Genomic DNA, 26,999 nt, shown 5'->3' on the forward strand with positions numbered 1-26,999 from the left:
CAGGCAACGTCGATGTTGGCTGAACCGCCGCCTTCGCGAGCAAGCCCGCTCCCACATTGATTCGGTTCCCACGGTGGGTATCGGGTTGTCAGATGGCTGGTTTGTTTACCGCAGCAGCGGAAAGATCAGCATCCTTGGCCAGCGGCTTGGAAAACTTCCACGCATCCCCCGCTGGCGCCGTGCCTTTGTCATAGGGCTTGCCCAGCAGCATGTAGACCAGGCCTGCGCCCATCACGACCAACGTGGTGAGGATCATCGAATAGTTGATGTACCAGGCCGCATCCGGCGAGCGCGGCCAGACCATGTTGACGATGGCGCACACGCCATAGATCAGCGCCGCGAGGTTCACCCACAGGCCCCAGGCGCCGAGGGTGAATTGGCCGTTGGGGCGCCAGCCCTTGGCGCGGGCGATCAGCGCGGCGATCACGATCAACTGGAACGCCACGTAGATGCCGATCGCCGCAAAACCGACGATCGTGGCCACGGCATCTGCCATGAACATCCCAAGGCAGACAATCGCCGCCGGCACCAGGCCGCTGACCAGCAGCGCGAACGACGGCACCTGGTTGGCCGACAGGCGCTTGAACAGTGAACTGCCGACGATCATCTCGTCCCGGGCATAGGCGAACAACAGGCGGCTGGCCGCCGCTTGCAAGCTCAACACGCAGGAGATGAACGACACCATGACCACTGCCATGACCAGGCGCGAGCCGACCGGGCCGAAGGCATTGGCCAGGATCGTGGCGACCGGGTCGGTGTCTTCACCGGCGAGCACCTTGGCCATGTCCGGCACCGAGAGAATCAACGCCAGGCACGCGAACATCGCTGCCGCGCCGCCGATGTAGATGGTCATGCGCATGGCCTTGGGAATGCGCTTGCCCGGGTTCGGGGTTTCTTCCGCGACATCGCCGCAGGCCTCGAACCCGTAGTATTGGAACAGACCCGCCAGGGAGGCCGCGAGGAAGGCCGGCAGGTAAGAGCCATTGACCTCAAGGTTGAAGGTGTCGAACAGCACGCTGATCGGTTGATGACGCTCGAAGATCAGCAGGTAGCCACCGACCAGGATCGCCCCGACCAGCTCGCAGAGAAAGCCGAACATTGCCACCCGTGCCAGCAGCTTGGTGCCCACCAGATTCAGCGCGGTGGACAGCAGGATGATCGCCAGGGCGATGACGATGTTGGCGTCCGGTCCGGGATTGAAGCCCAGCATGATCGCCAGGTACGGTCCGGCACCCACCGCGACCCCGGCGATGGTTGCGCACAACGCCCAGGCATAGACCCAGCCGACCATCCACGCCCAGCGCTTGCCCACGAGGCGACGGGCCCACGGGTAGACTCCACCGGAAATCGGGAACTGCGACACCACTTCGCCAAAAATCAGGCAAACCAGCAGTTGCCCGGCGCCGATCAGCAGGTAGGACCAGAACATCGGCGGGCCGCCGGCGGCCAGGCACAGGCCGAACAGGGTATAGACCCCGACGACCGGCGACAGGTAGGTAAAGCCCAGGGAAAAGTTCTCCCACAGGCTCATGCTGCGATTGAAATCCGAACTGTAGCCGAGGGCGCGAAGTTGTTCGGCGTCCTGATCGGCGCTGCTTGCACGCGTGTTGGATAAGCCACTCATGTTATTTCCTCATTATCAATGGCAGTGGATTGCGGGTGCTCAAACCTGTGGGAGCCAGCCTGCTGGCGATGGGGCCCCCAAGCCACCATCGCCAGCAAGCCGGTTCCTGCAGGGGGGGACGTCAGGCTTTGGTTCCGTCGTCGTACTGCGACAGCCACTCGACTGCCGCATCGCGGTAGCGGCTGAAGCCTTTGTAATCGACCAGTTGCTGATTCAGGTCGCGCAGTACCCGGTGCATGCGCCGCGCCCAGTCCGGGTTGGTGGCGATGTCTTCGAGGCTGAGCAGGTAGGTGCGGATCGGAAAGACAATGGCGTTGCTGCGCGGCAGGCGGTGCAGCGGTTGCAGCTCAATGCGCAGGTACACCAGTTTGCCGGCGTTTTCAGCCGTCACGATGGTCCGGTCGGGCGCCCATTCGGGCAGGCTTTCGGCCGAGACCTCAAGGCGCGGGTTGACGGTCAGCGACCAGTTCAGGCGTCGCACCGGGTGGCCGGTGCGCAGGCGCAGGAGGAACTTGAGGGCGCGGTCGAGCATGCCGATTTCCTTCACCAGCGGCACCGGACCGTGGAATTCTTCCCAGCTCATGCCGAGGTTGAAACGCAGCGAGTAGTCGGCGCGCTGGGTGGCGATCCCTGCTCCCCAATACAGCGTACCGTCGCGTTCTTCCTGCAAGACCCAGTCGCCCTGGGCCTGGCGGGTCACGTATTCCATCGGCTCATAAGGCAGGGTCGCCGGGTCGCCGAAGGTGAAGTGATCGTCGATGTCCAGCAGGCGGTTGATCCAGTGCCACTGGCGGCCTTCACGGGACAGGGTGAAATACTGCGGGTAGTCGCGGGCGTAGGACTCCATGATCAGTTCCAGCAGGTCCCACTGGGCTTCCATCATGTGCGGCGCCGAGACGTAGTGCATGCCCGGGTCCTTCTCCAGAGTGATCGCTCGGTCCCGGCATTCGCTGATGTAGTGCTCGTCGATATCGAACGCGGCGCGGAAGGCGCCATCGCCGACGGGGACATGGGGCTCGAGGTTCATCGAGTACATGTAGTCGTCATCGGGGAACGGGAAGGGTGCGCGGGCGATGGTCTGCGGGCTGTTGGCGAAGGTGTAGTCGTCGCGGTAGGTTTCGTCGGCGTTGAACTTGATATTCATTGTTTTGGTTTCCGTCGATCAGAGGTCGATGACCAGGCGATTGCATTTGGCACGGGATACGCAGGGCATGATTTTCTTGCGGCTGGTCTTGTCTTCGTCCGACAGCCAGTCATCGCTGTGCAGCAGTTCGCCGTCGAGTTCCAGGACCTCGGTTTCGCAATGGCCACAGGCACCCCCACGACACAGGTAAGGCATGCTGTAGCCCGCGGCCTCGACCGCTTCGAGCATGGTCTGGTCAGGCGAAACTTCGATGGTTGCGCCACTGCGCCCGAGGGTGAAGCTGAAGGCTTCGCCGCCGCTGCTTTGCTCGAGGAATCGCTCGAAATGCACGTGACTGTCGGTCCAGCCCAGGTCGCGGGCACAGGCCAGGGTGGCGTCGATCATGCTGTCCGGGCCGCAGGCATACACGTGACTGCCCAGCGGGCGATTGGCGAGGATCCGGCCGATGTCCATGCGCGCCTCGATGCCTTTGCGATACAAGTGGACCTGCGCGCCGTAGGTGGCCTGCAACTCTTTGCCGAGCTGAGCGTGTTCATCGCCGCGAACCGCGTAATGCAGTTCGAAGGGCACCTTGCTCAGGCGCAATTCCTCCAGCTGGGAGATCACCGGGGTGATACCGACGCCACCGGCAATGAACAGGTGCAGGCGGGCCTGCTTGATCAGCGCAAACAGATTGACCGGTGGCGTGACCTCGATCATGTCGCCTTCACGGACACTGTCGTGCAAGGCGATCGAGCCACCGCGACCGCTTTCCACCCGGCGCACGGCGATCTGATAGCTGCTGGTGTCATAGGGTGAACTCAGCAGCGAGTAGGGGTTGCGCAGCGTGTTGTTCGGGTTGGCGATGAGCACCACCACGTGGCTGCCACCGGAGAACGCCGGCAGGTGCGCGCCGGTCGGCGATACCAGGGTGAAGCGCTTGATTTCCGGGGTCACCGCTTCGATGCGGGCCACCCGCAGGTTCAAGGTCCCGTTGTTCTGGCTCATGTGTCGAGTTCCTCGGCTGGGGGCAGTTCGCCCGGTACTTCGGCATCGGCCTTGACCGCCTGGAAGGCCGCCAGGCGCCGGGAATAGTGGTCGCGCACCACCAGCGTCAGGTTGCAACCGGGGCAGTCGTAGATGCGTTGGGTCACGTTCTCGGTGTAGGTGTCGCAGTGCACGCACCAGACCCGTCGCACCAGCGTGCCGGAGTGCTCGCGAAGCACTTCGTCGCGATTGAGGTCGAAACGGGTGGCCACCTGCATGGCGCTGCCGAGGAAGCTTTCGGAACCGGCGAGGTAGAGGCGGGTGCCCATCGTGGCGTCGCCGAGCAGGTCATTGAGGTCGTCGATCAATGCCTGGTTGCTGGCGTACACCCGCAGTGGGTGACCTGGGTGCTGCTGCAATTGGGCGAGGTAGTCCTGGCCGGAAAATGACTCCTGGGCGTACAGCAAGGTCACGGGGCGATCCAGCCCTTCCATCTCGTCCAGCAAACGCAACATGGCGCGCCCGCCACTGCCTTGCCCGGCAATGATGTGCCGGATACCTCCCGGCAGAGGTTGCAACCGGTCGTAGACCGGCCGACTTTTGATCCCGGTGATCAACATTTCTTGTTATTCCTCCTGACTATCGGAGCCCGACGATGGTGGGTTGCAGATAGCAGGAGCACAGGGCGTGCCAATTGTTTAAGTTGCTGTTTTTATTGGTTTAAATGTTTTTAGATGGAAAAAGTGTAAGCAGAAATAACAATGATGTAGGCGTTTTTGCAGCGTTTTTTGGAGGGCTCTGGGGGAAACCTGTAGGAGCTGGCTTGCCAGCGAAGGCGGCCTTATAGCCGACCTAGTATTTGTTGATGGAGTACATATCCATTCCTGCGGTAACGGCCGCCTATGGTTTCGCCCTTCCGGCGAGTCCCTTTTGTCAAACGCCACAAAAGGAACCAAAAGGTCTTGCCCCACCATTCGGTGCCTCGCTAAGGCTCGGCATGCCCTCACTCCGGCATTGCTCCGTGGGCCCGCCGCCATCGGCCATCCATGGCCGAGGGCGGCTATCCCGGCATCCATGCCGGGATGCCCACTGCGCAACGCCTGCGTTCGGCCTCTGGAAATGGGGCGGGTAGATCAAAAGCTAAAGCCAAAGCCAAAGCCAAAGCCAAAGCCAAAGCAAAGCAAAGCCAGAGCCAGAACCAGAGCCAAGCTAATACCTGTGGGAGCGAGCCTGCTCGCGAAAAACCTGAGAGCACCGCGGGGTGTCGGGCTCCCAGCGTCATTGTTGACGATCATCGCCGGCAAGCTGAACTGGCCTAATTATTCCGGCCGCCTCGCTTTGGCTTTTGATTTTCTTGCCACCTCGAGAGGCCGGCGCGAGGCACCGAACGCCAGGGGCAGGAGCGGTTGGTTACTTGGGGCTTTTCCAAGTGACTCGCTGTAAAAGCGAAACCATAAGTGGCCGTTACCGCAGGAATGGATATGTACGCCAAAAAAACAGGGTCGCCACGCCCGCACCCTGCAATCAATCGCGCTGCAACTTGCGAATCAGCGTGCCGATATCAATGCCCAGATGCTGCGCAGCCTTGCGCTTGCTCCCGCACAGGTGCACGGCGCGGAGGATGACCTGGCGTTCGAAATGCTGAACCTGCAGCTTGAGGTTCTGCTCCGATTCTTGCGGTGCTTGATCCTGCACGACCGAGGTGGCCCGGGCGCGCACCGGTTCAAGCAGTTCAGCCGGCAAATGATGCTCCTGCGCTTCATCGTCGGCGAGCACGGCCAAACGTTCGAAAATGTTCACCAGCTCGCGAATGTTGCCGGGGAAGTCATAGCTCATCAGGCGCTTGCGAACGCCGGCGGACAGGCTCAGGGACGGTACGCGATCGCCATTGATACGGCTGAGCAGGATGTCGATGAGGAACGGCAAGTCATCGCGGTGCTGGCGCAGCGGCGGTATCTCCACCGGCAGCACAGCGAGACGGTAGTAAAGGTCGGCGCGAAACTCACCCATGTCCACCAGGTGACGCAAGTCCTTGTTGGTGGCGGCGATGACCTGGACCTGCACGGTTTTGCTCAGGGGCGAGCCTACCGACTGGATGGTGCTGTCTTCGAGAAATTTCAGCAGCTTGGCTTGTACATGCAGCGGGATCTCACCGATCTCGTCGAGGAACAAGGTGCCGCCCGACGCCGCTTCGATATAGCCTTGCTTGCCGCCCTGCAGCGCACCGGTAAAGGCGCCGCGCTCGTAGCCGAACATCTCGGACTCGAACAGGCTTTCCGGGATGCTCCCGCAATTGACGTGGATGAACGGCCGATCGCCCCAACCGGCCGCCCGATGGATGTGCCGGGCGATGGCGGTCTTGCCGACCCCCGGCTCACCCAGCAACAACAGGCGCGCACGCCGGCGGAAAGCACGCACACCGGTGTCGGCGATGCTCGACAGCTGCGGCGAAAGGTGCAGGGCATTGTCTTGGGGATCGCGCAGGCCTTGTGGCTCCAGCGGCCGGGTGTTGAGCGATGCGCGGCGCTGCGGCTGGCTGGCGTCGAAGTCTTTCTGGGTGAGCATCCTGAACGGTTTTTCGTAGGCGCCGGTGGGGATCGCGTGGGTGCTGCTGAGTAGCACCCGGCCTTCCCGGGAACGGGTCAACGCACTGTTGCCACCGCGGTTCAGCGCCGCCAGGAAGTCGTCGTAGTTCAACGCCGACCGCTGGAAAAAATCACTCTCCGACAAGCCCACGGCCTGCTGTTTCGACAGCCGGTTGACGCGCTCGGCGGCCAGGTTGATGAAACGCAGCCGGCCTTCACCGTCGGTGATGATCAGCGCTTCGCTGAAGCTGTCGAGCAAGGCATGCAAGGCGGGCGTTTCCAGCAAGGCGCCCAGCACTTCGCTGCTGACATTGACCGAAGAGCGCATGCCCATCTGCAAGGTGGGTGGCAGGTTGGAGTCTTTCATGGGTGCAACTCTTGGGGGGTACGAATGCCCTGGCTTTCACGAAACACCGCCACGCGCCAGGCCACGCCTTCACGAATCAGGATGCGCGAGCAATGCACGTTGAAGTTCAGGTCGCGCCCGTTCAGGTCCGGCAGGGGCAGGTTGTGCCAGGTACGTTCGGGCAAGGCAGTGTCCAACAGCAAACGGGCGATGCCGGCGCCATGGGTGATGCCGAAGGTGTCTTCGAAGGCTGCGTTGCGCCATTGCGGTTGCTGGTGTTCATCAATCACCAGCACCGCGTCGGGCACGGCGTCGAAGACTCGGCGCAAGGCATCGATGCGTTGCTCGGCATCGTGCTGCATGCGCAACTCCTGGCTGACATCACGAATGCTGCCCCACATGCGCAACAGTTGGCCATTGACGATGGTGGCCCTGACGTCGTTTTCCACGTAGGCCGGCGAGCCATCGTGGCGACGATCCACCGACAGTGCGCCGTCGACGTGAAACCCGGATTCGATCAGGCGCCGCACAAACTCTTCGTTGGCCGGGCTACGCGGCCAGTACAGGCGCACCGGTTGCTGGTTGAAGTCGACATCCGACGGCATCTCATACACCTCGGCCATGGCACGATTGCACAGGCGCCAGTGGGAGTCGTTTTCGAACACCTGGCGCACGATCTCATCCGGGGCATGGTTGATGTCCACTGCCTCGGCGAATTCGATGCACCAGTAGGCGACCTTGGCGCTCTGCAGCATCTGGCTCATCACTTCATTGGCGTTGTGCATTTCGCGCAGCCGGTGCCCCAGCGTACCGAGGGGAATTTTCAACAGGTGCAGGCGTGCCGGCTGTACGTTTCGCCACTCCAGCACACCGTTGGCAATCACATGCAGCAGCCCACCGTTGTGGCGAATCAGGGTCAGTTCGAGGCTGTGGATCAGTTCATCGGCGGGCGGGTTGGCAAACAGTGCCTGCACCGTGCGTAGCGACTCGACGCTCAATACCCGTTCGATCCGTTGATTGAGCAGTTCTTCGGGCGCATAGCCCAATTGGTCGCTCAGGCTGGACGACAAGCTGAGCAGTTGTCCGTCGGCGCCGACGGTACTGGTCAGGGGCTGGGCTTTGTTGACCAGCAAATTCAGGATATCCATGCGTGGATCGGCTCGATTCGGCTAATGGGACCTGGGCACACAGGGCCAGGGCAGTTTGGTAGGGGCATATCGCATGCCAACTCAAACGCCAGTGAACAGTGGCCTTGCCCAAGGCCGTTTTGAACAAGTGCTGCGTTATTGCAGCATAATCGGCAAATACACAGCTCGTTGGATGAGATCGATGGTCTTGCGCAGAACCTTGTAAGGAGCTGGCTTGTCGGGTCGCCGCAGCGCAGCGAAGGCGTCCGTCAGATCACCATCGCCATCAAGCCAGCACCTACAGGACCAAATCGATCTAAAAATTCCAGGCCACGCCCTGGGCGTTTTGCTAATCTGAAGTTGTAGGTGAAAACGCAGACTGATGCGCAAGCGGATAGCGAGGACGCGTGGGGCGCGTTCCGAAGGGTACACGGTTAGAAAGATCTCCGCGCTGAGATCCAGCCCTTATGCCGTGTGAAGCAGGACAGCGCTTATTGCTGTTGCTGTGAGAGTCCTGATAAACCTCGTAAGCCAGAGACCAGCGCTGGCCACCTACTTGGCTCTTTGAAGCCTGCCTTGTGCAGCTGAACATATGCAGCTAGCCAAGATCAAATGCCCCGACTTCGGGGCATTTGTTTGTCTGCCTGATTGCCATTGGCGCGATCTCAGGCCTTCACCCAACGCTGGCGACTCCAGCTGCTCAGCGTATCGACGGCAAACACCAACACCAGCATCGCCAGAATGACCGTGCTGGCTTGCGCTTCCTGAAACAGGCTGAGGCTGACATAGAGCATTTGACCCAGGCCGCCGGCACCGACGAAACCCAGCACGCTGGCCATGCGGATGTTGTTCTCCCAGCGGTACAGGATGTAGGCCAACAGTTGCGGCACGAGATTGGGCAGGGTGCCGTAGCAGAACGCCCACACGGCGTTACCGCCTTGCAGCCGGATGGCGTCGGCCGGTTCCGGCGGGGTGTTTTCCAGTGCTTCGGCGAACAACCGACCAAGCACGCCGGTGGTATGCAGTGCCAGTGCCAGGGTGCCGGCGTTCGGGCCGAGCCCGGCGGCCAGCACCATCAGCGCGGCCCACACCAGTTCCGGAATCGCGCGCAGGGCATTGAGCACCAGGCGGGAAATATTTTGCAGCGTCCAGCCGAAGCGTCCGGCTGCGGGCAATGCCAGCAGCAAACCGAGCACGGCGGCAAGCAAGGTGCCGAGGGCCGACATGGCAAGGGTTTCCACAGCGCCATGACCAATGGCTTGCAGATGCGCGGCGCTCAGGTCCGGGCTCAGGAAACGCTGTGCGTAGGCGCCCATCTGTGCCAAGTTGCCGCTGTCACCCAGTTCGCCCAGATCAATACCCAGGTAGATGAACGAAGCGATCACCGCCGCGCCGATACCGCCAACCAGCAGCAGGTTGATCAGGCGATTCATGCCAGCCTCCCACGCAGCAGGCGACTGAGCTGGTCGGCGAACAACACCAGAACAAGAAACGTCAGCAGCAGGCTGGCCACTTCACCGCCGGCGAACATGCGCAGTGACAAATCCATCTGCTGGCCGAGCCCACCGGCGCCGACGAAGCCCATCACCACCGAGGCGCGAATCGCGCATTCCCAGCGGTACACCGTGTACGAAATCAGCTCCGGTGCGACGTTGGGCAATATTCCATAACTGAACGCCGCCAGCCGACCGCTGCCGGTTTGCAGCAAGGCGTGGGCGGGGCGCTGGTCAACCGACTCGAATATTTCCGCGTAGACCTTGCCCAGCATGCCGCTGTAAGTGATGGCAATCGCCAGCACTCCTGCCGTCGGGCCTAACCCGACGGCGCGCACGAACAGCAAGGCCCATACGATTTCCGGAACGCTGCGCAGGAAGATCAGCACACTGCGCACTGGCCAGCGCAGCAACTGGCCCCAGTAACCCGGTTGCCCGGCCCGGTAAGCGGCGGACAGCGAGAGTGCGCGGCTGGCGAGCAGGCTGGCAGGGACAGCCAGCAGCAACGCGAGTGCCATTCCGGCCGTGGCGATGGCCAGGGTCTGCAAGGTGGCTTGCCACAGCAGTTCGAGGAACGTCCGGTCATGGGCAGGGGGCCAGAAAGCGGAGACGAAGCGGCCTATTTCACTCTGGCTGTCACTGGCCAGGAGCACGCCCAGGTCCAGTTCACTGAAATGAATGCCAGGCCACAACAGGGCGATCGCCAGCAGGCTGAGCAACAGGCGAGGGTGGGTGGCCGGGTCTCGGGTATCGCGCCTCAGCATCGGGGGATCTGCACAGCCAAGGGCGTCACGGCAATCGCTGGCGATTGCAGCTGTTCGTTGGCGTAGAGTCTGTCGAGCAACTCGCGATCGACTGCATCGGGCGCAAGGTCGAACAGGATCTGCCCGTCACGCAAGCCGATGATCCGCGAAAAATGCGCCAGGGCCAGCTCCACCGCGTGCAGGCTGGCGACCAGGGTGACGTCGTGCTTGCGTGCATGGCGGCACAGGACGCAAAGTGTGTGCGCAGCCAGGACCGGGTCCATCGCCGATACGGGCTCGTCGGCCAGCAATACCTCGGGCGCCTGGTACAACACCCGGGCAATGCCGACCCGCTGCAGTTGTCCGCCGGACAGCTGTTGGCACTGGGCAAATAGTTTATCGCCCAGGTCCAGCCGGGCCAATGCCGCGCGTGCTCCCGCAATATCCAGTGGATGCAGCAGGTTCAGCAAGCTTTTGCCCAATCCCCACTGGCCGAGCTTTCCGGCCAGCACCGCCGTGACCACCCGCTGACGCGGTGGCAAGGGAGGCGACTGATGAACCAGGCCGATGCGTGCACGCAGGTGCTGACGCTGGCGGGCAGACAACTGCCAGGCATTTTCGCCAAGCAATTGCAGCTCGCCGCTACTCGGTTTCAGGCCGGTGGCAAGTACGTGGAGCAGGCTCGACTTGCCCGCGCCGGACGGGCCGATGATGGCGACCTGTTCACCGGCTTCGATGTGCAGGTCCAGGCTACGCAGCGCCTGTACGCCATTGGCGTGGCTGAGGCTGACCCGGGTCAGGTGCAATGTCATTTGAGCAGGTCGGCGGCGCGTGCGGCTTCCTCGATGCCCTTGTAGTTCTCAGGCTTGGTCTCGATGAAACGACTGGCGGCCTGCAAGTCGAGGATGGCTTTCTGCTCGGGGTTCGCCGGATCGAGCGCGAGGAACGCGGCCTTGATCTTCGCCGCCAGCGCCGGGTCGAGGGTGCCGCGCACGGTCCAGTTGTAGTCGTAGTAAGCCGGCGTGGTGGCGAAGACCTTGACCTTGTCGGTGTCGACCTTGCCGGCCTTGACCAGTTTTTCCCAGACGCTGGCATTCAGGACACCGGCGTCGACCTTGCCCGCCTGGACCCAGGCCACGGTGGCGTCATGGGCGCCGGAGTAGCCCACGCGACTGAAGAAAGTTTCCGGCTTGATGCCGTCCTGCAGCATGAAATAACGCGGCATCAGGCTGCCGGAGGTCGAAGACACCGAGCCGAAGGCAAAGGTCTTGCCCTTGAGGTCGGCGAGGGATTTGACGTTCGGGTCGGCGGTGATGAACTTGCTGGTGAACTGCGCATCCTGCTCGCGCTGCACCAACGGTATGGCGTTTCCGGTTTTCAGCCGCGCCTGGACGAAGGTGAACCCGCCGAGCCAGGCCATGTCGATCCGATCGGTGGCCAGCGCCTCGACCACGGCCGGGTAGTCACTCACCGGCACGAACTCGACCTTCATGCCCAACTGCTGTTCCAGATAAGTGCCCAGGGGCTGGAACTTGCGCAGCAGTTCGGTGGGGGCTTCATCGGGAATGGCGCTGACCTTGAGGACGTCGGCGGCCTGTGCCAGCAGGGTGGTAAAACACAGGGACAAGCCGACAGCCAATGCCAGGGTGCGTTTGAGCATGAAAGTTCTCCGGTTCATTAGCGCAAGTATTTGCCAGCGCCGGACCCGCATGGATAACGGTCAGGCGCTTTTTGAGGGTAGACGACGTGCGGCGATTATAAGCGTTGCCGAGGCTTTGTCGCGCTCATGTCCTGCCGTTGATTCATTATTCGGCGGGGGGGCGACGTTACGTCACCGTTCGGTGGATACGAAGAGTCGGGTTCGCCCGATCATCCGCAAGGAGCTCGGGGTGAATGCGTATCGCAACGTATCCACCCTTCATCCAGCTACGTTGGCATACAAAAGCCGGGGTGGCGGGACACGCAGGCGATACATGGCGAGCGCGTAATGCAACGGCCGCACAACGGCTTTTACCTTGCGCTCACTGGAGAATCACCATGTCCCGAATCCCTACCCGCCATGCGGCAGGCCTGCTCGGCGTTGCCCTGATCACCGCGACTCTCGGCGCTTTCACCGGCCTTGCCCAGGCTCAGGAGTCAGGCCAGCCGCCGGCGAAAAACTGGCAGGCCGGCCTTTCGCGTACCGACCTGGTGCGCCGCGACCTCGATGTCGCCGGGCGCGAAGTCATTCAGGTGCGCGTGGACTTCGATGCGGGCGTGGTGTCGCCGAAACATTCGCACCCCGGCGTAGAGGTGGCCTACGTCATCGAGGGTACGTTCGAATATCAACTCGAAGGGCAACCGGCCGTGACGCTCAAGGCCGGTGACTCCCTGTACATTCCGGCAGGCACCGCCCATGTGGCCAAAAACATCGGCCAGGGCAAGGGGTCGGAACTGGCGACCTACATCGTCAAGAAAGACACGCCGCTGGTGGTGCTGGAGCAGTAAGCGCCCTTACTGCGACTCTGCCTGCCTGCGCCACGCGATCAGGCAGGCGACGACGATCAGCCCCAGCGCGACCAGGAAGGTCGTGCGCATGCCGCTGGCAATGGCCTGCGGCTGCGCGGTGCCGATATCGACCGCCTTGGAGGCCAGGGCAAACACGGCGCCCATCGCCGAGGCCCCGGTGACCAGGCCCAGGTTACGCGACAGGTTGAGCAGGCCGGACACCACACCGCGTTGTTCGGGCAGCACGCCGAGCATCACGGCGGTGTTGTTGGCAGTCTGGAACAGCGCATACCCCAAGGTGATAACGACCATGGACGCGAGGTAGCCGCCGACGCCCAGCGTTTCGGGCAGCACTGACAACAGGCAGCAGCCAAGCGCCATGCCCAGGAGCCCGGCGAGGGTCATGCCAGGGGCCCCGCAACGATCGACCAGGCGCCCGGCGGGCACACCGGTCAGCGCGGCGACCAGCGGCCCGACCGACAGCGCCAGGCCAATCGCCACCGCCGTCAACCGCAGCGTCTGCGCCAAGTAGAACGGCCCGACCAGCAACGTCGCCATCATCACGGTGGTCACCAGCAGGCTCATGGCCAGGCTGCCGCTGAGTCGGCTATTGCGCAACAGGGCCAGTAACACCGTGCCCAGCGAATCGAAACCCGTACGCCCGGTTTGCCGCGGGCGATCCTCGGGCAGGTAGCGTTGCGCGAACAGCCAGGTCAGTACGCCCAGGGGCACGCTGATAAAGAAAATCCAGCGCCAGCCGAACCCGCCGATCAGCACACCGCCGAGCGCCGGGCCTGTCGCGGTGCCCATGGCGGACATGCTCCCCAGCAGCCCCATGGCGCCACCGGATTTGTCCTTGGCTACCGTATCGCCGACGAACGCCAGGGTCAGCGCCATCATTACCGCTGCGCCCAGGCCTTGTAGCGCTCTGGCCGCGATCAGCAGGTCAAGATTGGGCGCCAGGCCGCACAACGCTGACGCCAGGGTGAACAAGCCAATGCCGGACAGCAGCAGGCGGCGCCGACCGACAAGGTCACCGAGGCGACCGACGCTGACAATCGAGAGGGTGATGGCCAGCAGGTAGGCGATGACCACCCACTGCACCTGTTGAAAGGATGCGCTGAATGCCTGAGCCAAAGAAGGCAGGCCGACATTGGCGATGCTGGTACCGAGGGACGACAACAACATCGCCAACGACAGGCTGGCCAGCGCGCCTTTCACCGAGCGTGTGGGTTGAGCTATTGCCGCGACTGCGGGTCCGTTATTCATGGTATTCCCCTGTTCTGGCCACTCCCGATCGGAGCTACCCGAAATCTACGCTGGGGCCTAACATGGCGGAAGGCGCACGGTTTGCACTTATTACGTGCATACAACGCCATATCAACCGACCCTGGGGCCACGCATGTCCACTCCCGATCTCAATCTGTTGATCACCCTCGATGTGCTGCTGGCGGAAGGCAGTGTTGCCCGCGCCGCCAAACGCCTGCGCCTGAGCCCCTCGGCGATGAGCAGGGCGCTGGCGCGGTTGCGCGAGACCACGGGCGATCCGCTGCTGGTCAGGGCCGGCCGGGGCCTGGTGCCTACGCCGCGGGCGCTGGAGTTGCGTGAGCGGGTCGCGCAGCTGGTGCAGGACGCTGAAGCGGTGCTACGCCCGGCCGAGCAACCCAACCTCCTGCGGGTGTCGCGCACTTTCACCTTGCGTAGCAGCGAAGGTTTTGTCGAAAACTTCGGTGCCGCACTGATCGCCCGCGTCGCCGAGCAGGCGCCGGGAATACGCCTGCGCTTCTTGCCCAAAATCGACAAGGACAGCACGGCATTGCGCGACGGCTCGGTCGATCTGGAAACCGGCGTGGTAGCCAATACCGCGAGCCCGGAACTGCGTACCCAAGGCTTGTTCCGCGATCGATGGGTCGGTGTGGTGCGCGCGGAGCATCCGCTGTGCGACGGCAAGCTATCGCCCGAGCGCTTTGTCGCGCACGCTCACATCAGCGTTTCACGGAGGGGGATGGACAAGGGGCCGATTGACGAAGCCCTGGGGGCGCTCGGTTTGCAGCGGAATATTGCAACCGAGGTCGGCGGTTTCTCGACCGCACTGGCGCTGGCCAGGGCGAGCGACCTGATCGCCACCGTGCCCGAGCGGCATACCGCCAATCTTAGGTCCGGCATGCACAGCTTCGTGCTGCCATTTTCGCTCCCGGAATTTACCCTGGCGATGATCTGGCATCCTCGACTGGATGCCGATCCAGTGCATCGATGGTTGCGTAGTTGCTTAAGGGATATTTGCGTTCCTTTTTAATATTAACCCGATTATTTATTTAGTTGATGTTAAAATAGTGGCCGTCTCATTATTGAAACTATTCTGCGTCGGCGTTTGTTTGATTGTAAGCGCTGGTCGGACTGATATAAAAAAATTGAATTTATAGTTTCGTATGCTGTACGGCGTAGCAATATGGATCCAGTTCATTTAATCAAGTATTTGATAAGGGCTCTCAGTTGCTCGCGGATGGCCAAGGGCTATCAATTTTAGCGCTTAGTTATTTACTGGGAATTAATAAGTCTTGTTATTATAAGAGCGGTGTAACTCTATGAATAATAAATAATTATTAATACTCTTCCGTGATTTCCTGTGCGTGAAAGTAACAGCAGGATTTGGCGACGAGTGGTGAAGAATTTTTGACGCTGGGCTTGTCAAAAAATAACTTCATAATAATCCACACGTTTCACAAATGTGATGCTAGTGTTCCACCTCCAATTAACCCGCACTTGTCTGTTTGTAGAGGACGTGCGTCATGCCAACTTTAAATCCTCGGGTTGCGATATTCGGTAATAGAGTTCCGAGCCTGAACCTTCCAGAGCTTGAACACTTTACCGATCTGGGCAGCTTGCTGGCTGCCGATGCATTTGATGTGGTGCTTCTGGACATGCCAGCCGCGTACGCCGGGAAAGTCCTTCGAAAATTGCGCTCGCTTCCCCCTTACCGCTACACGCTCATTTACTGCTGCCGGGATCAGGATGGCTGGTGCGAAGCCTTGGGCGATGGCGCGTGTCCTGTGGAAACCGGCGAAATAAAAAGGCTCTGGGGCGTGTGGCAGGAACGCTTCGGACTGTTCAGTCATGGCTCCGCACCGGAACGCTTCGAAAGTCGGGTGCTGTCCTGGCTGTGGTTGCGCGACGGTGCCCAGGTGGTCGCCCTGCGCGATCCGGAGGTGCCTCAGCACTATCGCTATCCACTGCTGGACGCCCTGGCAGATAGCGAGCAGGTCAACGCGTTTGTCTGGCTCAGCCTGATGGTGCAACAGGACTGGCTGGAAGAGGGGGTCCTGATCGACCGCGTCCGCCTGTGTTCCGATTGTGGTTCGGGGCGGCTCAATTACATTGATGTGTGCACCGAATGCCAGTCGATGGACATTGCTCGGCAACCGTCCTTGCACTGCTTTACCTGTGGGCATGTCGGAGCGCAGGAGTCATTTCTCAAGGACGGGGTGTTGCTGTGCCCCAACTGCCTGAATCGGCTGCGTCACATTGGCAGTGATTACGACCGTCCGATGGAGAACTATCGCTGTCGCTCATGCCAGGCGTTTTTCGTCGACGCCGAGGTGCAGGCGCGCTGCCTGGATTGCGGCCTGTCACACACGCCGGACAAGTTGCGCATACGCGAAGTCAGGGATTTCCGCCTGTCCGAGGCCGGGCGTTTCCGTTGCCGCCAGGAATTCAGTGAAAAGTCGGCACAGCATTTCGGCAAGCTCAATCTGCTGGGTGGCAAGGATTTCTATGATCTGCTGACTTGGCAAATGCAGATTGTGCGCCGCCATCCGGTGCCTGAGTTTTCCCTGATCGGTCTGCGCTTCGTCAACCTGGCCGGTACGTTGTCGCACCTGGGTGAACAACGCGGGCATGCCTTCATCGATAGCGTCGCCGATCGCTTGAAGGAGTCCGTCAGGGAAACGGATCGCTGCTCTCGCAGTACCGAAGAGTTCTTCTGGATCATGCTGCCCCATACCGACGAGAAGGGGCTGGATATCGTCAAGCAGCGCCTGGGCCGAATCGCCGAACTGTTCTCGGCGCCGGAGGTCAGCGACATTACCTTGCGCGTCATCAGCATCACCGCACCCCAGGATCTACTTGATCAGGAAGATGGCGAACTGTTACTGGCGCGCATGGCCGGTGAGCTGGGTGATACGCCATGAGCCCTTTCCTCGAGCAACTCTTGGACGCACTCAGTGCGCTCGCCGGGCCGGATGGAATGAGCCGACTGTTCTACATGCTTTTTCCGGCGTTCCTGATGTTTGAATTACCGATGATGATCATGGTGATGCTGGGCGTATTGCGCTGGTTCACCCGTCGACGTACCAGTGTGCCGAAGATCAGCGTCTATCGGCCGAAGGTCTCTTGCATCATTACCTGCTACAGCGAAGGCATGGACGTTCAGACCACGCTGTTGAGCCTGTGCGAACAGACCTATGACGGCCACATCGAGATGATTCCGGTGGTGGACGGCGCCACGGTAAACCAGGCGACGCTCAGCGCCGTTCGCAGTTTCAACGTGGACCCGCAGTTATACCCCAAGCGACATTTACGACCGATCGCCAAATGGCAGAGGGGCGGCAGGGTGTCGTCCCTGAACGCCGGCTTGTCGCTGGCCGGCGGTGAAATCGTGATGGCGCTCGATGGCGATACCTCCTTCGACAACAACATGGTTGCCTCCATCGTGCGGCATTTCGAGGACCCCGCTGTACCTGCGGTCGCCGGTAGCCTGCGGGTGCGCAATGTCTGGGGCTCGTGGGTGACAGCCATGCAGGCGCTGGAGTATCTGCTGTCGATCCACATGTCGAAGATCGGCCTGGCCGAATGGAACCTGGTCAATAACGTCTCCGGCGCCTTTGGCGCGTTCCGCCGCAGTTTCCTGGTGAAAATCGGTGGCTGGAACACTCACACCGCTGAAGACCTGGACCTGACGTTGCGCATCAAGAGCTACTTCAAGCGGCATGACCTGAGGATTCCATTCGAGCCCGAAGCGGTAGGACACACCGATGCACCGGCGACGCTCAGCCAGTTCCTGATGCAGCGCTTGCGTTGGGACGGCGACCTGTTTTTTCTCTACATCAGAAAGCACAACCGCAACATCAGCCCCCATTTATTGGGCTGGCGCACGTTCCTGATGATCCTGCTCACAGGCTTCTTCTTTCAGTTGGTGCTGCCGTTCGTCATCTTCATCTACACCTTGCTGGCCTTGTTCATCCTGCCGGGCAAGACGCTGTTGTTTCTGTTTGCGCTGATCTATGTGCTGTACCTGACGATCACCCTGCTGATGTTCATCGCCATGTTGGTGATGGTGTCCGACCGGCCACGACAGGACATGGTGCTGGGGTTGCTGGTGCCTTTCTTCCCGCTGTTCATGCTCCTGCTGCGGTGCTGGAGCGTCGTGGCCATGCTTAATGAGATCTTCCGTCGCGGCCATGAAGAAAGCTCAATGGCACCCTGGTGGGTGCTCAAGCGCGCCACGAGGTTCTGATATGCGCTCGCTATTGCTGGTCGTGACGCTGTGGATGCCCCCTGTTTTGCTGACGGTACACCCCATGACGCTTCAAGCGGCGCAAGCGCAAAAGTGGTCCCAGGCCAGCTATGTGTGGGACAGCGAGGCGTTGCTCGATCCCGGGCAGCGGGCGGTTGAACTGACGGCACTGCGCAAGGCCGGGATGGACAAGATCTACCTTGGCCTTACGGGCGCACAGATCAAGGACTTCGCCACCACGCGCCAACGCCTGGCGCAATTGCTGCAGGACGCGCCTGGCGAAGGCATACAAGTGAGCCTGTTGCTGGGCGATCCAGAGTGGTTGAAGCCAGAGGAACGCCATCAACTGACTGACCTGCTGGACAAATTCAAAGGGCTTTCATTCACCAGCCTGCACCTCGACCTGGAGGTCGAGCAATTGGGCGTGCCGGTGCCTGACCAGCGTTTGCAGGATTTGCTCGAGACCTTGCGCGTGGCTTCCCGAGAGAGCCCATGGCCAGTCGAGATTTCCAGCCATCATCGCTGGTTCGCTGCCGCCAAGCCCGGACACACCTGTGTGCCATGCGGGCTTCCCGACGCGGGTGTGCGTCAGGTCAGCCTGATGATTTATACCCGTAACCCGAAAAACAGCGCACGAATGGCAGAGCAGATCGCCCAGCGCTGGCCCGATCTGCAGTTTCGCCTCGCCCAAAGCACGGAGCCACAACTGGATGCCACGGAGTCCTGGGCCGGCGCGTCGACCGCGCAGTTGCAACACCAGAGCAATGCCTGGCGTGAACAACTGCAACCCCTGGGGATTGCCGGCATTGACTGGCAAGCCTGGCGAGACTTTCCAAAACGGTGAGCCGTCATGAAGATTCGTTTCGATAGTCGTAAAGAGTTGAGTCCAACTCAGGAACAGGGTTTGACCGTGCTCTACGCGCCGGGCAAACGCATGGCCTTCCGCGTGCGCTGGTATTTGATCCTGTTGTTGGTCGCCAGCCCGTTGATCTGGCTGGGGGCCAAGCTGGCCTACGGCATGTTGATGATCGACGCGCCGGCTCAGTTGCGCCTGCCGATTCTCGAGGTGCGCGCCCGGGATACCGGGCGTGTCGAGCAATTGTTCGTCAAAGCCGGTGATCAGGTCCGGACCGACCAGCCCTTGGTCAATCTCGACAACCCGGAATGGCGCGCCCGGTTATCGCAACTGTCGGCCATGCCGACCCAAACCCGACCTGCGCGCGATACCAGGTTGGGTGGCAGCGAACGGCAGTTGCTCAAGACCCGCATCGGCAGGGCGCAGGAGCGGGTGGGGGTGCTTGAAAGTCTGGTTGCCAGAGGGGCGGTGTCGCCTGGCGAGGTACTGTCGGCGAAGTCCGAGCTCGACAGTTTCAGGGCGGATCTGCTGGCGTTCGAGCGCCGTGAACAACTGGCCAACCAGGCGCCGCTAAGCGTCGAGCGCGATGTCATTCAACAGCAGGCCGAACAACAGTGGCTGAAAACCCGCCTGGCTGCGCTGCCGATCAACGCCGCGCAAAGCGGCCGGATTGCCGAGGTCTTGGTCAACCCCGGCGAAAACGTCGGCGCCGGTACGTTGCTGATGCGCATAGAGCGACTGGAAGACCCGCTGCTGTGGATTTACCTGGAACCGCTGAACATCAGCTACGCCGCCATTGGCCAGCCGCTGCGGGTGCGCATGCCGGATGGTGAGTGGTTGAGCGCCCATGTGGTCCAGGCAGTCGACAGCGCCGGGCGTACGCCGACAGTGTTGCGCGGGCCGTTCGCTGCCAGCGAAATGGGCTTGCAGGTCGCCGCCCGGTTTGATCATCCGCTGCCGCCGCGCTGGCGCATCGATCAATTGCCGTTGAATGTTCGCTTTCCCACGGACTGGCAAGGATTGCTCAGTGACAGCCGTGAGTTCATCGATCAATTAGGGGAGCTGATCGCAATGGATCGCAATCCCAACCCCAACACCCGCGTATCGGAGGCTCAATAATGATGACTGCTGAGCGAATCCTGGTCACCGGCGGCGCCGGTTTCATCGGCTCGCACCTTGTCGAAGCCCTGCTCGAACACGGTTACAGCGTTCGGGTCCTGGACGATCTTTCCACTGGCAAATTGTCCAACCTGCCCATTGATCGCTGCCATCTGACGCTGGTAGTGGGGGACGTCGCCGATGCGTCGACGGTCGCCCGGGCGATGAAGGACTGCACCGCCGTGGTCCATCTGGCGGCGGTGGCGTCGGTGCAGGCCTCGGTCGACGACCCGATCGCCACTCACCAAAGCAACTTCATCGGTACCCTGAATATTTGTGAAGCCATGCGCCAGGCGGGTGTAAGGCGAGTCGTCTACGCCTCCAGTGCGGCGATCTACGGCAACAATGGCGAAGGCACTGCGATCAGCGAAGACACGCCGAAAAATCCACTGACGCCTTATGCCGCCGACAAGCTGGCCAGCGAACATTTCCTGGATTTCTACCGACGCCAGCACGGACTGGAACCGGTCATCCTGCGCTTTTTCAATATTTATGGGCCGCGCCAGGATCCCTCGTCGCCGTACTCAGGTGTCATCAGTATTTTCAGCGAGCGGGCACAAAAAAAACTCCCCATCACGGTCTACGGTGATGGAGAGCAAACACGGGATTTCGTCTATGTCGATGACCTGGTCAAGATCCTGGTGCAGGCGGTCACTGAAGCCAAGCCGCGTATGGAACCGGTCAATGTCGGGTTTAACCGCTCCACCAGCGTCAACGATCTGGCGACGATGCTGAGCGAACTGCTGGGATGGCCGCTGGCGCTGACCTACGATGTGCCGCGATCGGGTGACATCAGGCATTCGCGTGCGGAAAACAGTCGTTTGCTGGCGAATTTTGCCCTGGGCAAGCCGACCTGTTTTGCCGAGGGCCTGGGTCAGCTTCTCAGAAGTATCGATGCCGGCGGGCGCTAGAGGCGGCTTCGGTCGCCGACAAATGCTCGGCCAGCACGTCGTTGAGAAAGCGGAACTGATCGTTGAGCCCGACCACTTCGTTGCTGAAGTGATGGCCGGCTGCCGGAATCAGCAGCGCTTCGAATTTTTCGTCAAACATCAGGGTCAATACTTTACGAGACTCGAAGGGTTGCGAGTAGTAGTTGTTACCGAACACCGGGAAGCTCACGGCCAGGGTGACGTGGTAGATCATGACGTGCGCTCCTCGGAAAGAAGGTACCAGCCGAATGCGCTCAACGTGAAGGCCGTCAGGGCCAGACAGGTCAGGAGATGGATCAGCATGGTTGGACCCTCCGCTACAGGGTTTGGTGTGGGGTTGGCGTTGATCCTACGCTGACGGTCGGTGGGCGGAAGGCAATCGTGGCGATGGTGAATATCGATGGGAGTGATGGTCGGATCCTGTAGATGTTCTCGATGGCCCCTTCGCGAGCAAGCCCGCTCCCACAGGGGTATGGGTCTGTGGGAGCGGGCTTGCTCGCGAAGGCGGCCTCAAGGTCACTATCGATTCTGAGCGGACAACGGCCGCCACCTATACTCAAACCAGGGGCTAATGAACGCCGGACCTCCCGTTCGGCGCACTTTTCAGGAAACCGCGATCTTGAACCTGCGTTCGCTGATCGTCGCCGTGCTGGTGGTGTTGGCGGGATGCGTCACGGCCCCGCCTGCCCCGGTGGAAGTGCCCCAGGTCATGATTTCCCCGAGCACCTGGCAGCAAGTGGACCGAGAGATCATTGCAGCATCGCAATCGGCCACCGATCAGGCAAAGATCTACGCGCGCGGGGCCATGGATTACTGGCGCACCCGCGTCTATCAGCTGACCGAAGAAAACTTCATACCCTGGTTCAGCAGTTATTGGACCCAGGAATGGCTGTCGATGAAAGTCAGTTGGTACTCCATCAGTTCCCAGGGCGAACAGGATGCGACGGCAAAACGCCTGGCGGCCTACCTGCTGGATAAGTACCAGGAAAAAGTGCTGGCCCCGGCGGCGCTCGAGGTCGACCCGGATGCGATTCTCACCCTGGCAGCGGCGTTCTACGTGGACATTGTCAAGGAAGAACTGCAGAAGATCTCCCAGCGCCATGGCGTGCCAATGGCCCAGCTCAATGGCCGCGTCCGGAAAATCCCCGCGATCGCCCTCGGACCGCCACCCGCCAGGGACGCCTCGCTGTTCCAGGTTGTGCACACTGAACAGTTGGCGACGTTGCCGGCCTACGCCGCGCTGGTCGACAAGGTCCACAAGGCCGGTGGCGACAAGGGCGTGGGCTCCACTGACACCGCCATGGCGCCGGTGGCCAAGCGCGCCAGTCAACGCATTGAGGCCGAGATGGCCCCGCGCGGGGCGGCCAGTGCGGTAGCGGCGGCAGCCGGGAAACTTGCCGGTGCGCTGATCTCCGTCGGCGTAGCGGGCGTTCGGGCGATCATCCAGGCCAACGACCGGCCAGACAGCGAAGCGTTGATTCGCAGCAGCCTGGGCAACACGTTCGACAAGGCCTGGACGAAGCTGCTGCAGAACCCGACGACCGGTGTCATGGCGAGCACCTTGTACATGGCCTCGCAGATCGAAGGGAGCCTGGCGCAGAGCGCCCAACCGTCGGTCGGTCCGGACGGCGGGGCTGTCGATTGGAGCCCGACCCAGTCGACTAACCAGCAGCTCAACCCATGACCCAAGGAGAACGCTCATGTCTTATGTCGATGGCTTTGTCATTGCCGTACCCACCGCCAACCGCGAAAAATTCAGGCAGCACGCCCAAATGGCCGCCGCCATTTTCATCGAGAACGGCGCGCTCAGCCTCGCCGAGTGCTGGGGCGACGACGTCCCGGACGGCAAGGTGACCTCGTTTCCCATGGCGGTAAAACTCAAGGAGGATGAAACCGTGGTGTTTTCCTGGATCGTCTGGCCGGACAAGGCCACCCGTGATGCCGGGATGGCGAAACTGATGACCGATCCGCGGGTACAACCGGACGTCAATCCCATGCCGTTCGATGGTCAAAGGATGATTTTCGGCGGGTTTGAAATGATCGTGCAGGCTTGAGCCGACATCGTCGGATCACTCCGCTGTCGGGGTGATCCGGCAACTCTTGCGGTTACGGATTTCGAGATCGCTCGGTCGCTCGCGGATGAACTCGAAACGCGGCTCGCCTTCGCTGTAATGCACCAGCCAGCCCCATTCCAGCTCCATTTCGTCCTGGCCGGGCTGAGGCGGCGCGGCCCACCAAGGTTCCTTGCTGAGGATCTGGCGCATACTCCCCTCCGGTTGATTCGCTTGCATCAACTATAACTTGCATGCCGGCAGACGCCAGAAACGAGAGACCAGGCATGAATGACGACACCCATGAACCGTTCAAACGGCTGTTTTTCGCCTTGGACTGCGCGCCCGCACTGCGTAAGGCCATCGGCCAATGGCGCGGCGCCTTGCACCTGCGCAGCGGGCGTCCGGTGCCGGTGGAGAATTTTCACCTGACCCTGAAGTTTCTCGGGGCGGTGGAGATCGCGCAGATTGCCGACCTCTGCAGCGCTGCCGCGTCGGTGCGCACGCCGGGGGAACGCCTGACGGTGGAGCTGGATCGCCTGGATGTCTGGCGCAGGGCAGGGGCCCTGGTGCTGGCGCCCGAGCAGGCGTCGCCGGCGTTGTTGCGGCTGGTGTATGACCTGGAGCAAGCCCTTTTGCCGTTCGGCCTGGAAGATGCGCCCCGGGAATTTCGCCCGCATTTGACCCTGGCGCGTGACTATCGGGCGCCGGTGCCGGAGTCCGCCACACCGGCGGAATTCATCCTGCGGGCTGATCGCTTCACCTTGTTCGAGTCGCATAAGGGTCGCTATCGGGCGTTGGCCGAATGGCCGTTGGGCGGTGCCTGAGCCAAAACAAAAAAAGGCGCCCGAGGGCGCCAAACTTCACCTTAACCGAGGAGCCAGGTGAGGGATGCAGCGGTGGTAAGGCGCTGCATGAATGCAAAAAGTAAGAGCGCCACCGATCAAATGTGGGAGCGGGCTTGCTCGCGAAGCGGTGTATCAGGCACTAATGATGTCGACTGACACTACGTCTTCGCGAGCAAGCCCGCTCCCACATTGCCCGGTGGTGGCGCATAAATATCACTTACCCAACTTCACCTTGGTCCAACCCCGGGTCATGATCCGCTGCACCGCAATCGGCTGGTCAGGTATGGCATACAAGGTCGCCATCACCGCTTCGGGCGGGTACGAACCCGGTTCGTTGCGAATTGCCTCGTCCACCAACGGCGTCGCCGCCGAGTTCGCATTGCTGTAGCCGATGTTGTTGGTGATCTCGGCGATGATGTCCGGGCGCATCAGGAAGTTCATGAACTGGTAGGCGTTGTCGACGTTGGCGGCATCGCGCGGGATGGCGACCATGTCGTAGAAACTGCCGGCGCCTTCCTTCGGGATGCTGTAGTCGATCTTCACCTTGTCCCCGGCTTCCTCGGCGCGGGCCTTGGCCTGCAGCACGTCGCCGGAGTAACCGACGGCGACGCAGATGTTGCCGTTGGCCAGGTCCGAGATGTACTTGGAGGAATGGAAATACGCCACCGACGGGCGGATTTTCATGAACAGCGCTTCGGCTTCGGCGATGTGCGCCTTGTCCTGATCGTTCACCGGGTAGCCCAGGTAGTGCAGGGCGGCCGGGATCATCTCGGTGGGCGAATCGAGGAAACTGATGCCGCAGGCTTTGAGCTTTTCGGCGTTTTCCGGTTTGAACAGCAGGTCCCAGGAGTTGGTCGGGGCGTTGGCGCCGAGCACTTCCTTGACCTTCTGCGGGTTGAAGCCAATCCCGATCGAACCCCACATGTACGGGAAGGCGTGGGCGTTGCCCGGGTCGCTGGCGGAGGCGTTTTTCAGCAGCACCGGATTGAGGTTCTTCCAGTTCGGCAGCTTCGACTTGTCCAGTTCCTGGTAGACCCCGGCCTTGATCTGCTTGGCCAGGAAGCTGTTGGACGGCACGACCAGGTCGTAGCCGGACTTGCCCGCCAGCAGGCGGGCTTCCAGGGTTTCGTTGCTGTCGAACACATCGTAGGTCACACGGATGCCGGTCTCGTCTTCGAACTTCTTGACCGTATCCGGGGCAATGTAATCCGACCAGTTATAGACGCGCAGAACCTTGTCATTGGCCTGGGCGCCCGAGGCGATTGCGCCCAATAAGGACAGTGTCAGCAGAGTCCTGCCAAACATTTTCATCGGTACAACTCCATTCTTTTTATTCAAACGCAAAGACTGTGAAACGCGACGGCACTAGGCCGTCGCTTCTACCATTTGCTTTTTCGGTTGCTGCCAGGATTCGCTCGCCGTCTGGTCCATGGCTTCCTGGATCGCGCGTTTACGGTTGGCTTCGGCACGGCGGCTGAAGTACCAGACCATGAAGGTCACGATCGATACAGCCAACAGGATCAGGCTGGCCACGGCGTTGATTTCCGGTTTCACGCCCAGGCGCACCGCCGAGAACACTTCCATCGGCAGGGTGGTGGAACCCGGGCCCGAGACGAAGCTCGCCAGTACCAGGTCATCCAGCGACAGGGCGAACGACATCATCCCGCCGGCTGCCAGGGATGGCGCGATCATCGGGATGGTGATCAGGAAAAACACCTTGAATGGCTTCGCACCCAGGTCCATGGCCGCTTCCTCGATGGACAGGTCCAGCTCGCGAAGGCGGGCGGAGACTACCACTGCAACGTAGGCGGCACAAAACGTGGTGTGGGCGATCCAGATCGTCACGATGCCACGCTCCATCGGCCAGCCGATCAACTGCGCCATGGCCACGAACAGCAACAACAGCGACAGGCCGGTGATCACTTCCGGCATCACCAGCGGTGCGGTCACCAGGCCGCCGAACAGCGTGCGGCCCTTGAAGCGGGTGACGCGAGTCAGCACGAACGCGGCCAGCGTGCCCAATGCGACGGCGGCAATCGCCGTGTAGCAGGCGATTTCCAGCGAGCGCACCACCGAGCCCATCAGTTGCGAGTTGTCGAGCAGGCCGGCGTACCACTTGAACGACCAGCCGCCCCACACCGTCACCAGCTTCGAGGCGTTGAACGAGTAGATCACCAGGATCAGCATCGGCAAGTAGATAAACGACAGGCCGAAAATCAGCATGAACTTTGAAAATCCGAAGCGTTTCATCCCCGTGCCTCCATCTCTTTGGCTTGACTGCGGTTGAACAGCAGGATCGGCACAATCAGGATCAACAGCATCACCACCGCCAGGGCGGATGCCACCGGCCAGTCGCGGTTGTTGAAGAACTCCTGCCACAGCACGCGGCCGATCATCAGGGTCTCCGGACCGCCGAGCAGTTCAGGAATCACGAACTCACCCACCACCGGAATGAACACCAGCATGCAGCCGGCAATGATGCCGTTCTTGGCCAGCGGCACGGTGATTTTCCAGAAGTTGTTGAAGGCGCTCGAACCCAGGTCCGACGCCGCTTCCAGCAAGCTTTGATCGTGCTTCACCAGGTTGGCGTACAGCGGCAGGATCATGAACGGCAGGTACGCATACACCACGCCGATGTACACGGCGGTGTTGGTGTTGAGGATCTCGATCGGGTGCGAGGTCAGGCCGGTCCACATCAGGAAGCCGTTGAGCAAGCCATTGTTGCTGAGGATGCCCATCCAGGCGTAAACGCGGATCAGGATCGCGGTCCAGGTCGGCATCATGATCAACAGCAACAGGACGTTTTGCGCTTCCTTGCTCGCCTTGGTGATCGCATAGGCCATCGGGAAACCGATCACCAGGCACGCCATTGTGCTGAACAGCGCGACCTTCAACGAACCCAGGTAAGCCGACAGGTACAACTCGTCTTCGCCCAGCAAGGTGTAGTTGCCGATGTTGAGCAGCAGGTTGAATTTCTGCTCGGCGTAGGTGTAGATCTCCGAGTAGGGCGGAATGGCCAGGGCCGCTTCCGAGAAGCTGATCTTCATCACCAGGAAGAACGGCAACAGGAAGAACAGGCACAGCCACAGGAACGGAATGCCGATGACCAGTTTTCGTCCGCTGGGCACCA

27 protein-coding genes and 1 pseudogene are annotated in these 26,999 nt (G+C 61.2%); 10 read left to right on the forward strand and 18 right to left on the reverse strand.

The window, feature by feature from the left end:
- Positions 1 to 88: 88 nt before the first annotated feature.
- From BKX96_RS01905 to BKX96_RS01955, 11 genes and pseudogenes are all read right to left on the reverse strand, one after another.
- Positions 89 to 1,624 carry an APC family permease gene (locus BKX96_RS01905; protein ID WP_077182520.1) on the reverse strand — a complete coding sequence of 512 codons (1,536 nt, stop codon included), beginning with the start codon at positions 1,622 to 1,624 and terminating at the stop codon, positions 89 to 91.
- 121 nt (positions 1,625 to 1,745) lie between these two features.
- Complete coding sequence (locus BKX96_RS01910; RefSeq protein ID WP_077182521.1) at positions 1,746 to 2,768, reverse strand: heme-dependent oxidative N-demethylase family protein; 1,023 nt, start codon at positions 2,766 to 2,768, stop codon at positions 1,746 to 1,748.
- Positions 2,769 to 2,786: 18 nt separating this feature from the next.
- Positions 2,787 to 3,755 carry a PDR/VanB family oxidoreductase gene (locus BKX96_RS01915; RefSeq protein WP_046817205.1) on the reverse strand — a complete coding sequence of 323 codons (969 nt, stop codon included), beginning with the start codon at positions 3,753 to 3,755 and terminating at the stop codon, positions 2,787 to 2,789.
- The gene (locus BKX96_RS01920; protein WP_077182522.1) at positions 3,752 to 4,354 is read right to left on the reverse strand and encodes a dimethylamine monooxygenase subunit DmmA family protein; all 603 of its coding nucleotides are present in this window, start codon (positions 4,352 to 4,354) and stop codon (positions 3,752 to 3,754) included. Before BKX96_RS01920 ends, BKX96_RS01915 begins: the two co-directional genes overlap by 4 nt.
- Before the next feature lie 597 nt (positions 4,355 to 4,951).
- A pseudogene (locus tag BKX96_RS33045) lies at positions 4,952 to 5,029 on the reverse strand (outer membrane lipoprotein carrier protein LolA); the annotation flags it as partial.
- A 229-nt stretch (positions 5,030 to 5,258) separates the two neighbouring features.
- Positions 5,259 to 6,686, reverse strand: coding sequence for a sigma-54 interaction domain-containing protein (locus tag BKX96_RS01930; protein ID WP_046817207.1), 1,428 nt, complete (start codon positions 6,684 to 6,686; stop codon positions 5,259 to 5,261).
- Positions 6,683 to 7,813 (reverse strand): PAS domain-containing protein, encoded by a 1,131-nt coding sequence (locus tag BKX96_RS01935; protein ID WP_077182523.1) that lies wholly within the window; start codon positions 7,811 to 7,813, stop codon positions 6,683 to 6,685. The genes BKX96_RS01930 and BKX96_RS01935 overlap by 4 nt, the downstream gene beginning before the upstream one ends.
- Positions 7,814 to 8,457: 644 nt before the next feature.
- A complete protein-coding gene (gene phnE / locus BKX96_RS01940; RefSeq protein ID WP_046817209.1) occupies positions 8,458 to 9,225 on the reverse strand; it encodes a phosphonate ABC transporter, permease protein PhnE in 768 nt (255 codons plus the stop codon).
- A complete protein-coding gene (gene phnE, locus BKX96_RS01945) occupies positions 9,222 to 10,049 on the reverse strand; it encodes a phosphonate ABC transporter, permease protein PhnE (protein WP_077182524.1) in 828 nt (275 codons plus the stop codon). Before phnE (BKX96_RS01945) ends, phnE (BKX96_RS01940) begins: the two co-directional genes overlap by 4 nt.
- Positions 10,043 to 10,840: a phosphonate ABC transporter ATP-binding protein gene (locus tag BKX96_RS01950; protein WP_046817211.1), complete on the reverse strand. Its 798-nt coding sequence runs from the start codon at positions 10,838 to 10,840 to the stop codon at positions 10,043 to 10,045. Before BKX96_RS01950 ends, phnE (BKX96_RS01945) begins: the two co-directional genes overlap by 7 nt.
- Positions 10,837 to 11,688, reverse strand: a complete 852-nt coding sequence (locus BKX96_RS01955) for a putative selenate ABC transporter substrate-binding protein (protein ID WP_046817212.1) — start codon at positions 11,686 to 11,688, stop codon at positions 10,837 to 10,839. Before BKX96_RS01955 ends, BKX96_RS01950 begins: the two co-directional genes overlap by 4 nt.
- A gap of 377 nt (positions 11,689 to 12,065) precedes the next feature.
- On the opposite strand from BKX96_RS01955, the gene BKX96_RS01960 reads away from it, so the two are divergent.
- A complete protein-coding gene (locus BKX96_RS01960; protein ID WP_046817213.1) occupies positions 12,066 to 12,515 on the forward strand; it encodes a cupin domain-containing protein in 450 nt (149 codons plus the stop codon).
- Positions 12,516 to 12,521: 6 nt separating this feature from the next.
- Here the strand turns inward: BKX96_RS01960 and BKX96_RS01965 are convergent, their stop codons facing one another.
- Positions 12,522 to 13,784: an MFS transporter gene (locus tag BKX96_RS01965; protein WP_077182525.1), complete on the reverse strand. Its 1,263-nt coding sequence runs from the start codon at positions 13,782 to 13,784 to the stop codon at positions 12,522 to 12,524.
- A 133-nt stretch (positions 13,785 to 13,917) separates the two neighbouring features.
- Between BKX96_RS01965 and BKX96_RS01970 the strand changes: the two genes are divergently transcribed.
- Entirely contained in the window at positions 13,918 to 14,811 is an 894-nt protein-coding gene (locus BKX96_RS01970) for a LysR family transcriptional regulator (protein ID WP_046817215.1), read from the forward strand.
- Positions 14,812 to 15,313: 502 nt separating this feature from the next.
- On the opposite strand, the gene BKX96_RS33395 is transcribed toward BKX96_RS01970, so the two are convergent.
- Positions 15,314 to 15,631 (reverse strand): hypothetical protein, encoded by a 318-nt coding sequence (locus BKX96_RS33395; protein ID WP_316252124.1) that lies wholly within the window; start codon positions 15,629 to 15,631, stop codon positions 15,314 to 15,316.
- On the opposite strand from BKX96_RS33395, the gene BKX96_RS01975 reads away from it, so the two are divergent.
- From BKX96_RS01975 to BKX96_RS01995, 5 genes are read left to right on the forward strand one after another with little or no spacing between them, the layout of a single operon-like run.
- Positions 15,599 to 16,702: a TackOD1 domain-containing metal-binding protein gene (locus BKX96_RS01975; RefSeq protein ID WP_316252125.1), complete on the forward strand. Its 1,104-nt coding sequence runs from the start codon at positions 15,599 to 15,601 to the stop codon at positions 16,700 to 16,702. The two genes, BKX96_RS33395 and BKX96_RS01975, sit on opposite strands and share 33 nt — an antisense overlap.
- Entirely contained in the window at positions 16,699 to 18,027 is a 1,329-nt protein-coding gene (locus tag BKX96_RS01980; protein WP_077182526.1) for a glycosyltransferase family 2 protein, read from the forward strand. Before BKX96_RS01975 ends, BKX96_RS01980 begins: the two co-directional genes overlap by 4 nt.
- A gap of 1 nt (position 18,028) precedes the next feature.
- Positions 18,029 to 18,871: a hypothetical protein gene (locus tag BKX96_RS01985; RefSeq protein ID WP_077182527.1), complete on the forward strand. Its 843-nt coding sequence runs from the start codon at positions 18,029 to 18,031 to the stop codon at positions 18,869 to 18,871.
- A gap of 6 nt (positions 18,872 to 18,877) precedes the next feature.
- Positions 18,878 to 20,002: an HlyD family secretion protein gene (locus tag BKX96_RS01990; protein ID WP_046817219.1), complete on the forward strand. Its 1,125-nt coding sequence runs from the start codon at positions 18,878 to 18,880 to the stop codon at positions 20,000 to 20,002.
- Positions 20,003 to 20,004: 2 nt separating this feature from the next.
- The gene (locus BKX96_RS01995) at positions 20,005 to 20,952 is read left to right on the forward strand and encodes an NAD-dependent epimerase/dehydratase family protein (RefSeq protein WP_046817250.1); all 948 of its coding nucleotides are present in this window, start codon (positions 20,005 to 20,007) and stop codon (positions 20,950 to 20,952) included.
- Here the strand turns inward: BKX96_RS01995 and BKX96_RS02000 are convergent.
- On the reverse strand, positions 20,924 to 21,184 hold the full coding sequence (locus tag BKX96_RS02000) for a hypothetical protein (protein WP_077182528.1): 261 nt from the start codon (positions 21,182 to 21,184) through the stop codon (positions 20,924 to 20,926). The genes BKX96_RS01995 and BKX96_RS02000 overlap by 29 nt on opposite strands.
- A 405-nt stretch (positions 21,185 to 21,589) precedes the next feature.
- On the opposite strand from BKX96_RS02000, the gene BKX96_RS02005 reads away from it, so the two are divergent.
- Entirely contained in the window at positions 21,590 to 22,654 is a 1,065-nt protein-coding gene (locus BKX96_RS02005; RefSeq protein ID WP_046817221.1) for a hypothetical protein, read from the forward strand.
- 16 nt (positions 22,655 to 22,670) lie between these two features.
- The gene (locus BKX96_RS02010; protein WP_046817222.1) at positions 22,671 to 23,024 is read left to right on the forward strand and encodes a DUF1428 domain-containing protein; all 354 of its coding nucleotides are present in this window, start codon (positions 22,671 to 22,673) and stop codon (positions 23,022 to 23,024) included.
- A gap of 15 nt (positions 23,025 to 23,039) precedes the next feature.
- Here BKX96_RS02010 and BKX96_RS02015 read toward each other — a convergent pair whose 3' ends face one another.
- The gene (locus BKX96_RS02015) at positions 23,040 to 23,234 is read right to left on the reverse strand and encodes a hypothetical protein (protein ID WP_046817223.1); all 195 of its coding nucleotides are present in this window, start codon (positions 23,232 to 23,234) and stop codon (positions 23,040 to 23,042) included.
- A gap of 74 nt (positions 23,235 to 23,308) precedes the next feature.
- On the opposite strand from BKX96_RS02015, the gene thpR reads away from it, so the two are divergent.
- The gene (thpR, locus tag BKX96_RS02020; RefSeq protein ID WP_077182529.1) at positions 23,309 to 23,848 is read left to right on the forward strand and encodes an RNA 2',3'-cyclic phosphodiesterase; all 540 of its coding nucleotides are present in this window, start codon (positions 23,309 to 23,311) and stop codon (positions 23,846 to 23,848) included.
- Between the two features lie 234 nt (positions 23,849 to 24,082).
- Here thpR and BKX96_RS02025 read toward each other — a convergent pair whose 3' ends face one another.
- The 3 genes from BKX96_RS02025 to BKX96_RS02035 are packed head-to-tail and all read right to left on the reverse strand — an operon-like array spanning position 24,083 to position 26,997.
- Entirely contained in the window at positions 24,083 to 25,180 is a 1,098-nt protein-coding gene (locus BKX96_RS02025) for a polyamine ABC transporter substrate-binding protein (RefSeq protein ID WP_077182530.1), read from the reverse strand.
- A gap of 54 nt (positions 25,181 to 25,234) precedes the next feature.
- Positions 25,235 to 26,119, reverse strand: a complete 885-nt coding sequence (locus tag BKX96_RS02030) for an ABC transporter permease subunit (protein ID WP_077182531.1) — start codon at positions 26,117 to 26,119, stop codon at positions 25,235 to 25,237.
- Positions 26,116 to 26,997 carry an ABC transporter permease subunit gene (locus tag BKX96_RS02035; protein WP_162837833.1) on the reverse strand — a complete coding sequence of 294 codons (882 nt, stop codon included), beginning with the start codon at positions 26,995 to 26,997 and terminating at the stop codon, positions 26,116 to 26,118. Before BKX96_RS02035 ends, BKX96_RS02030 begins: the two co-directional genes overlap by 4 nt.
- Positions 26,998 to 26,999: the final 2 nt, after the last annotated feature.

The organism is Pseudomonas putida (genome assembly GCF_001976065.1).
Taxonomy (GTDB): Bacteria; Pseudomonadota; Gammaproteobacteria; order Pseudomonadales; family Pseudomonadaceae; genus Aquipseudomonas; species Aquipseudomonas serbica.

Excerpts from the sequence above, each read along its gene's own strand:
- BKX96_RS01905 (WP_077182520.1), bottom strand. The coding sequence starts at position 1,624 with ATGAGTGGCTTATCCAACACGCGTGCAAGCAGCGCCGATCAGGACGCC.
- BKX96_RS01910 (WP_077182521.1), bottom strand. The coding sequence starts at position 2,768 with ATGAATATCAAGTTCAACGCCGACGAAACCTACCGCGACGACTACACC.
- BKX96_RS01915 (WP_046817205.1), bottom strand. The coding sequence starts at position 3,755 with ATGAGCCAGAACAACGGGACCTTGAACCTGCGGGTGGCCCGCATCGAA.
- BKX96_RS01920 (WP_077182522.1), bottom strand. The coding sequence starts at position 4,354 with ATGTTGATCACCGGGATCAAAAGTCGGCCGGTCTACGACCGGTTGCAA.
- BKX96_RS01930 (WP_046817207.1), bottom strand. The coding sequence starts at position 6,686 with ATGAAAGACTCCAACCTGCCACCCACCTTGCAGATGGGCATGCGCTCT.
- BKX96_RS01935 (WP_077182523.1), bottom strand. The coding sequence starts at position 7,813 with ATGGATATCCTGAATTTGCTGGTCAACAAAGCCCAGCCCCTGACCAGT.
- phnE (WP_046817209.1), bottom strand. The coding sequence starts at position 9,225 with ATGAATCGCCTGATCAACCTGCTGCTGGTTGGCGGTATCGGCGCGGCG.
- phnE (WP_077182524.1), bottom strand. The coding sequence starts at position 10,049 with ATGCTGAGGCGCGATACCCGAGACCCGGCCACCCACCCTCGCCTGTTG.
- BKX96_RS01950 (WP_046817211.1), bottom strand. The coding sequence starts at position 10,840 with ATGACATTGCACCTGACCCGGGTCAGCCTCAGCCACGCCAATGGCGTA.
- BKX96_RS01955 (WP_046817212.1), bottom strand. The coding sequence starts at position 11,688 with ATGCTCAAACGCACCCTGGCATTGGCTGTCGGCTTGTCCCTGTGTTTT.
- BKX96_RS01960 (WP_046817213.1), top strand. The coding sequence starts at position 12,066 with ATGTCCCGAATCCCTACCCGCCATGCGGCAGGCCTGCTCGGCGTTGCC.
- BKX96_RS01965 (WP_077182525.1), bottom strand. The coding sequence starts at position 13,784 with ATGAATAACGGACCCGCAGTCGCGGCAATAGCTCAACCCACACGCTCG.
- BKX96_RS01970 (WP_046817215.1), top strand. The coding sequence starts at position 13,918 with ATGTCCACTCCCGATCTCAATCTGTTGATCACCCTCGATGTGCTGCTG.
- BKX96_RS33395 (WP_316252124.1), bottom strand. The coding sequence starts at position 15,631 with ATGACTGAACAGTCCGAAGCGTTCCTGCCACACGCCCCAGAGCCTTTT.
- BKX96_RS01980 (WP_077182526.1), top strand. The coding sequence starts at position 16,699 with ATGAGCCCTTTCCTCGAGCAACTCTTGGACGCACTCAGTGCGCTCGCC.
- BKX96_RS01985 (WP_077182527.1), top strand. The coding sequence starts at position 18,029 with ATGCGCTCGCTATTGCTGGTCGTGACGCTGTGGATGCCCCCTGTTTTG.
- BKX96_RS01990 (WP_046817219.1), top strand. The coding sequence starts at position 18,878 with ATGAAGATTCGTTTCGATAGTCGTAAAGAGTTGAGTCCAACTCAGGAA.
- BKX96_RS01995 (WP_046817250.1), top strand. The coding sequence starts at position 20,005 with ATGACTGCTGAGCGAATCCTGGTCACCGGCGGCGCCGGTTTCATCGGC.
- BKX96_RS02000 (WP_077182528.1), bottom strand. The coding sequence starts at position 21,184 with ATGATCTACCACGTCACCCTGGCCGTGAGCTTCCCGGTGTTCGGTAAC.
- BKX96_RS02010 (WP_046817222.1), top strand. The coding sequence starts at position 22,671 with ATGTCTTATGTCGATGGCTTTGTCATTGCCGTACCCACCGCCAACCGC.
- BKX96_RS02015 (WP_046817223.1), bottom strand. The coding sequence starts at position 23,234 with ATGCGCCAGATCCTCAGCAAGGAACCTTGGTGGGCCGCGCCGCCTCAG.
- thpR (WP_077182529.1), top strand. The coding sequence starts at position 23,309 with ATGAATGACGACACCCATGAACCGTTCAAACGGCTGTTTTTCGCCTTG.
- BKX96_RS02025 (WP_077182530.1), bottom strand. The coding sequence starts at position 25,180 with ATGAAAATGTTTGGCAGGACTCTGCTGACACTGTCCTTATTGGGCGCA.
- BKX96_RS02030 (WP_077182531.1), bottom strand. The coding sequence starts at position 26,119 with ATGAAACGCTTCGGATTTTCAAAGTTCATGCTGATTTTCGGCCTGTCG.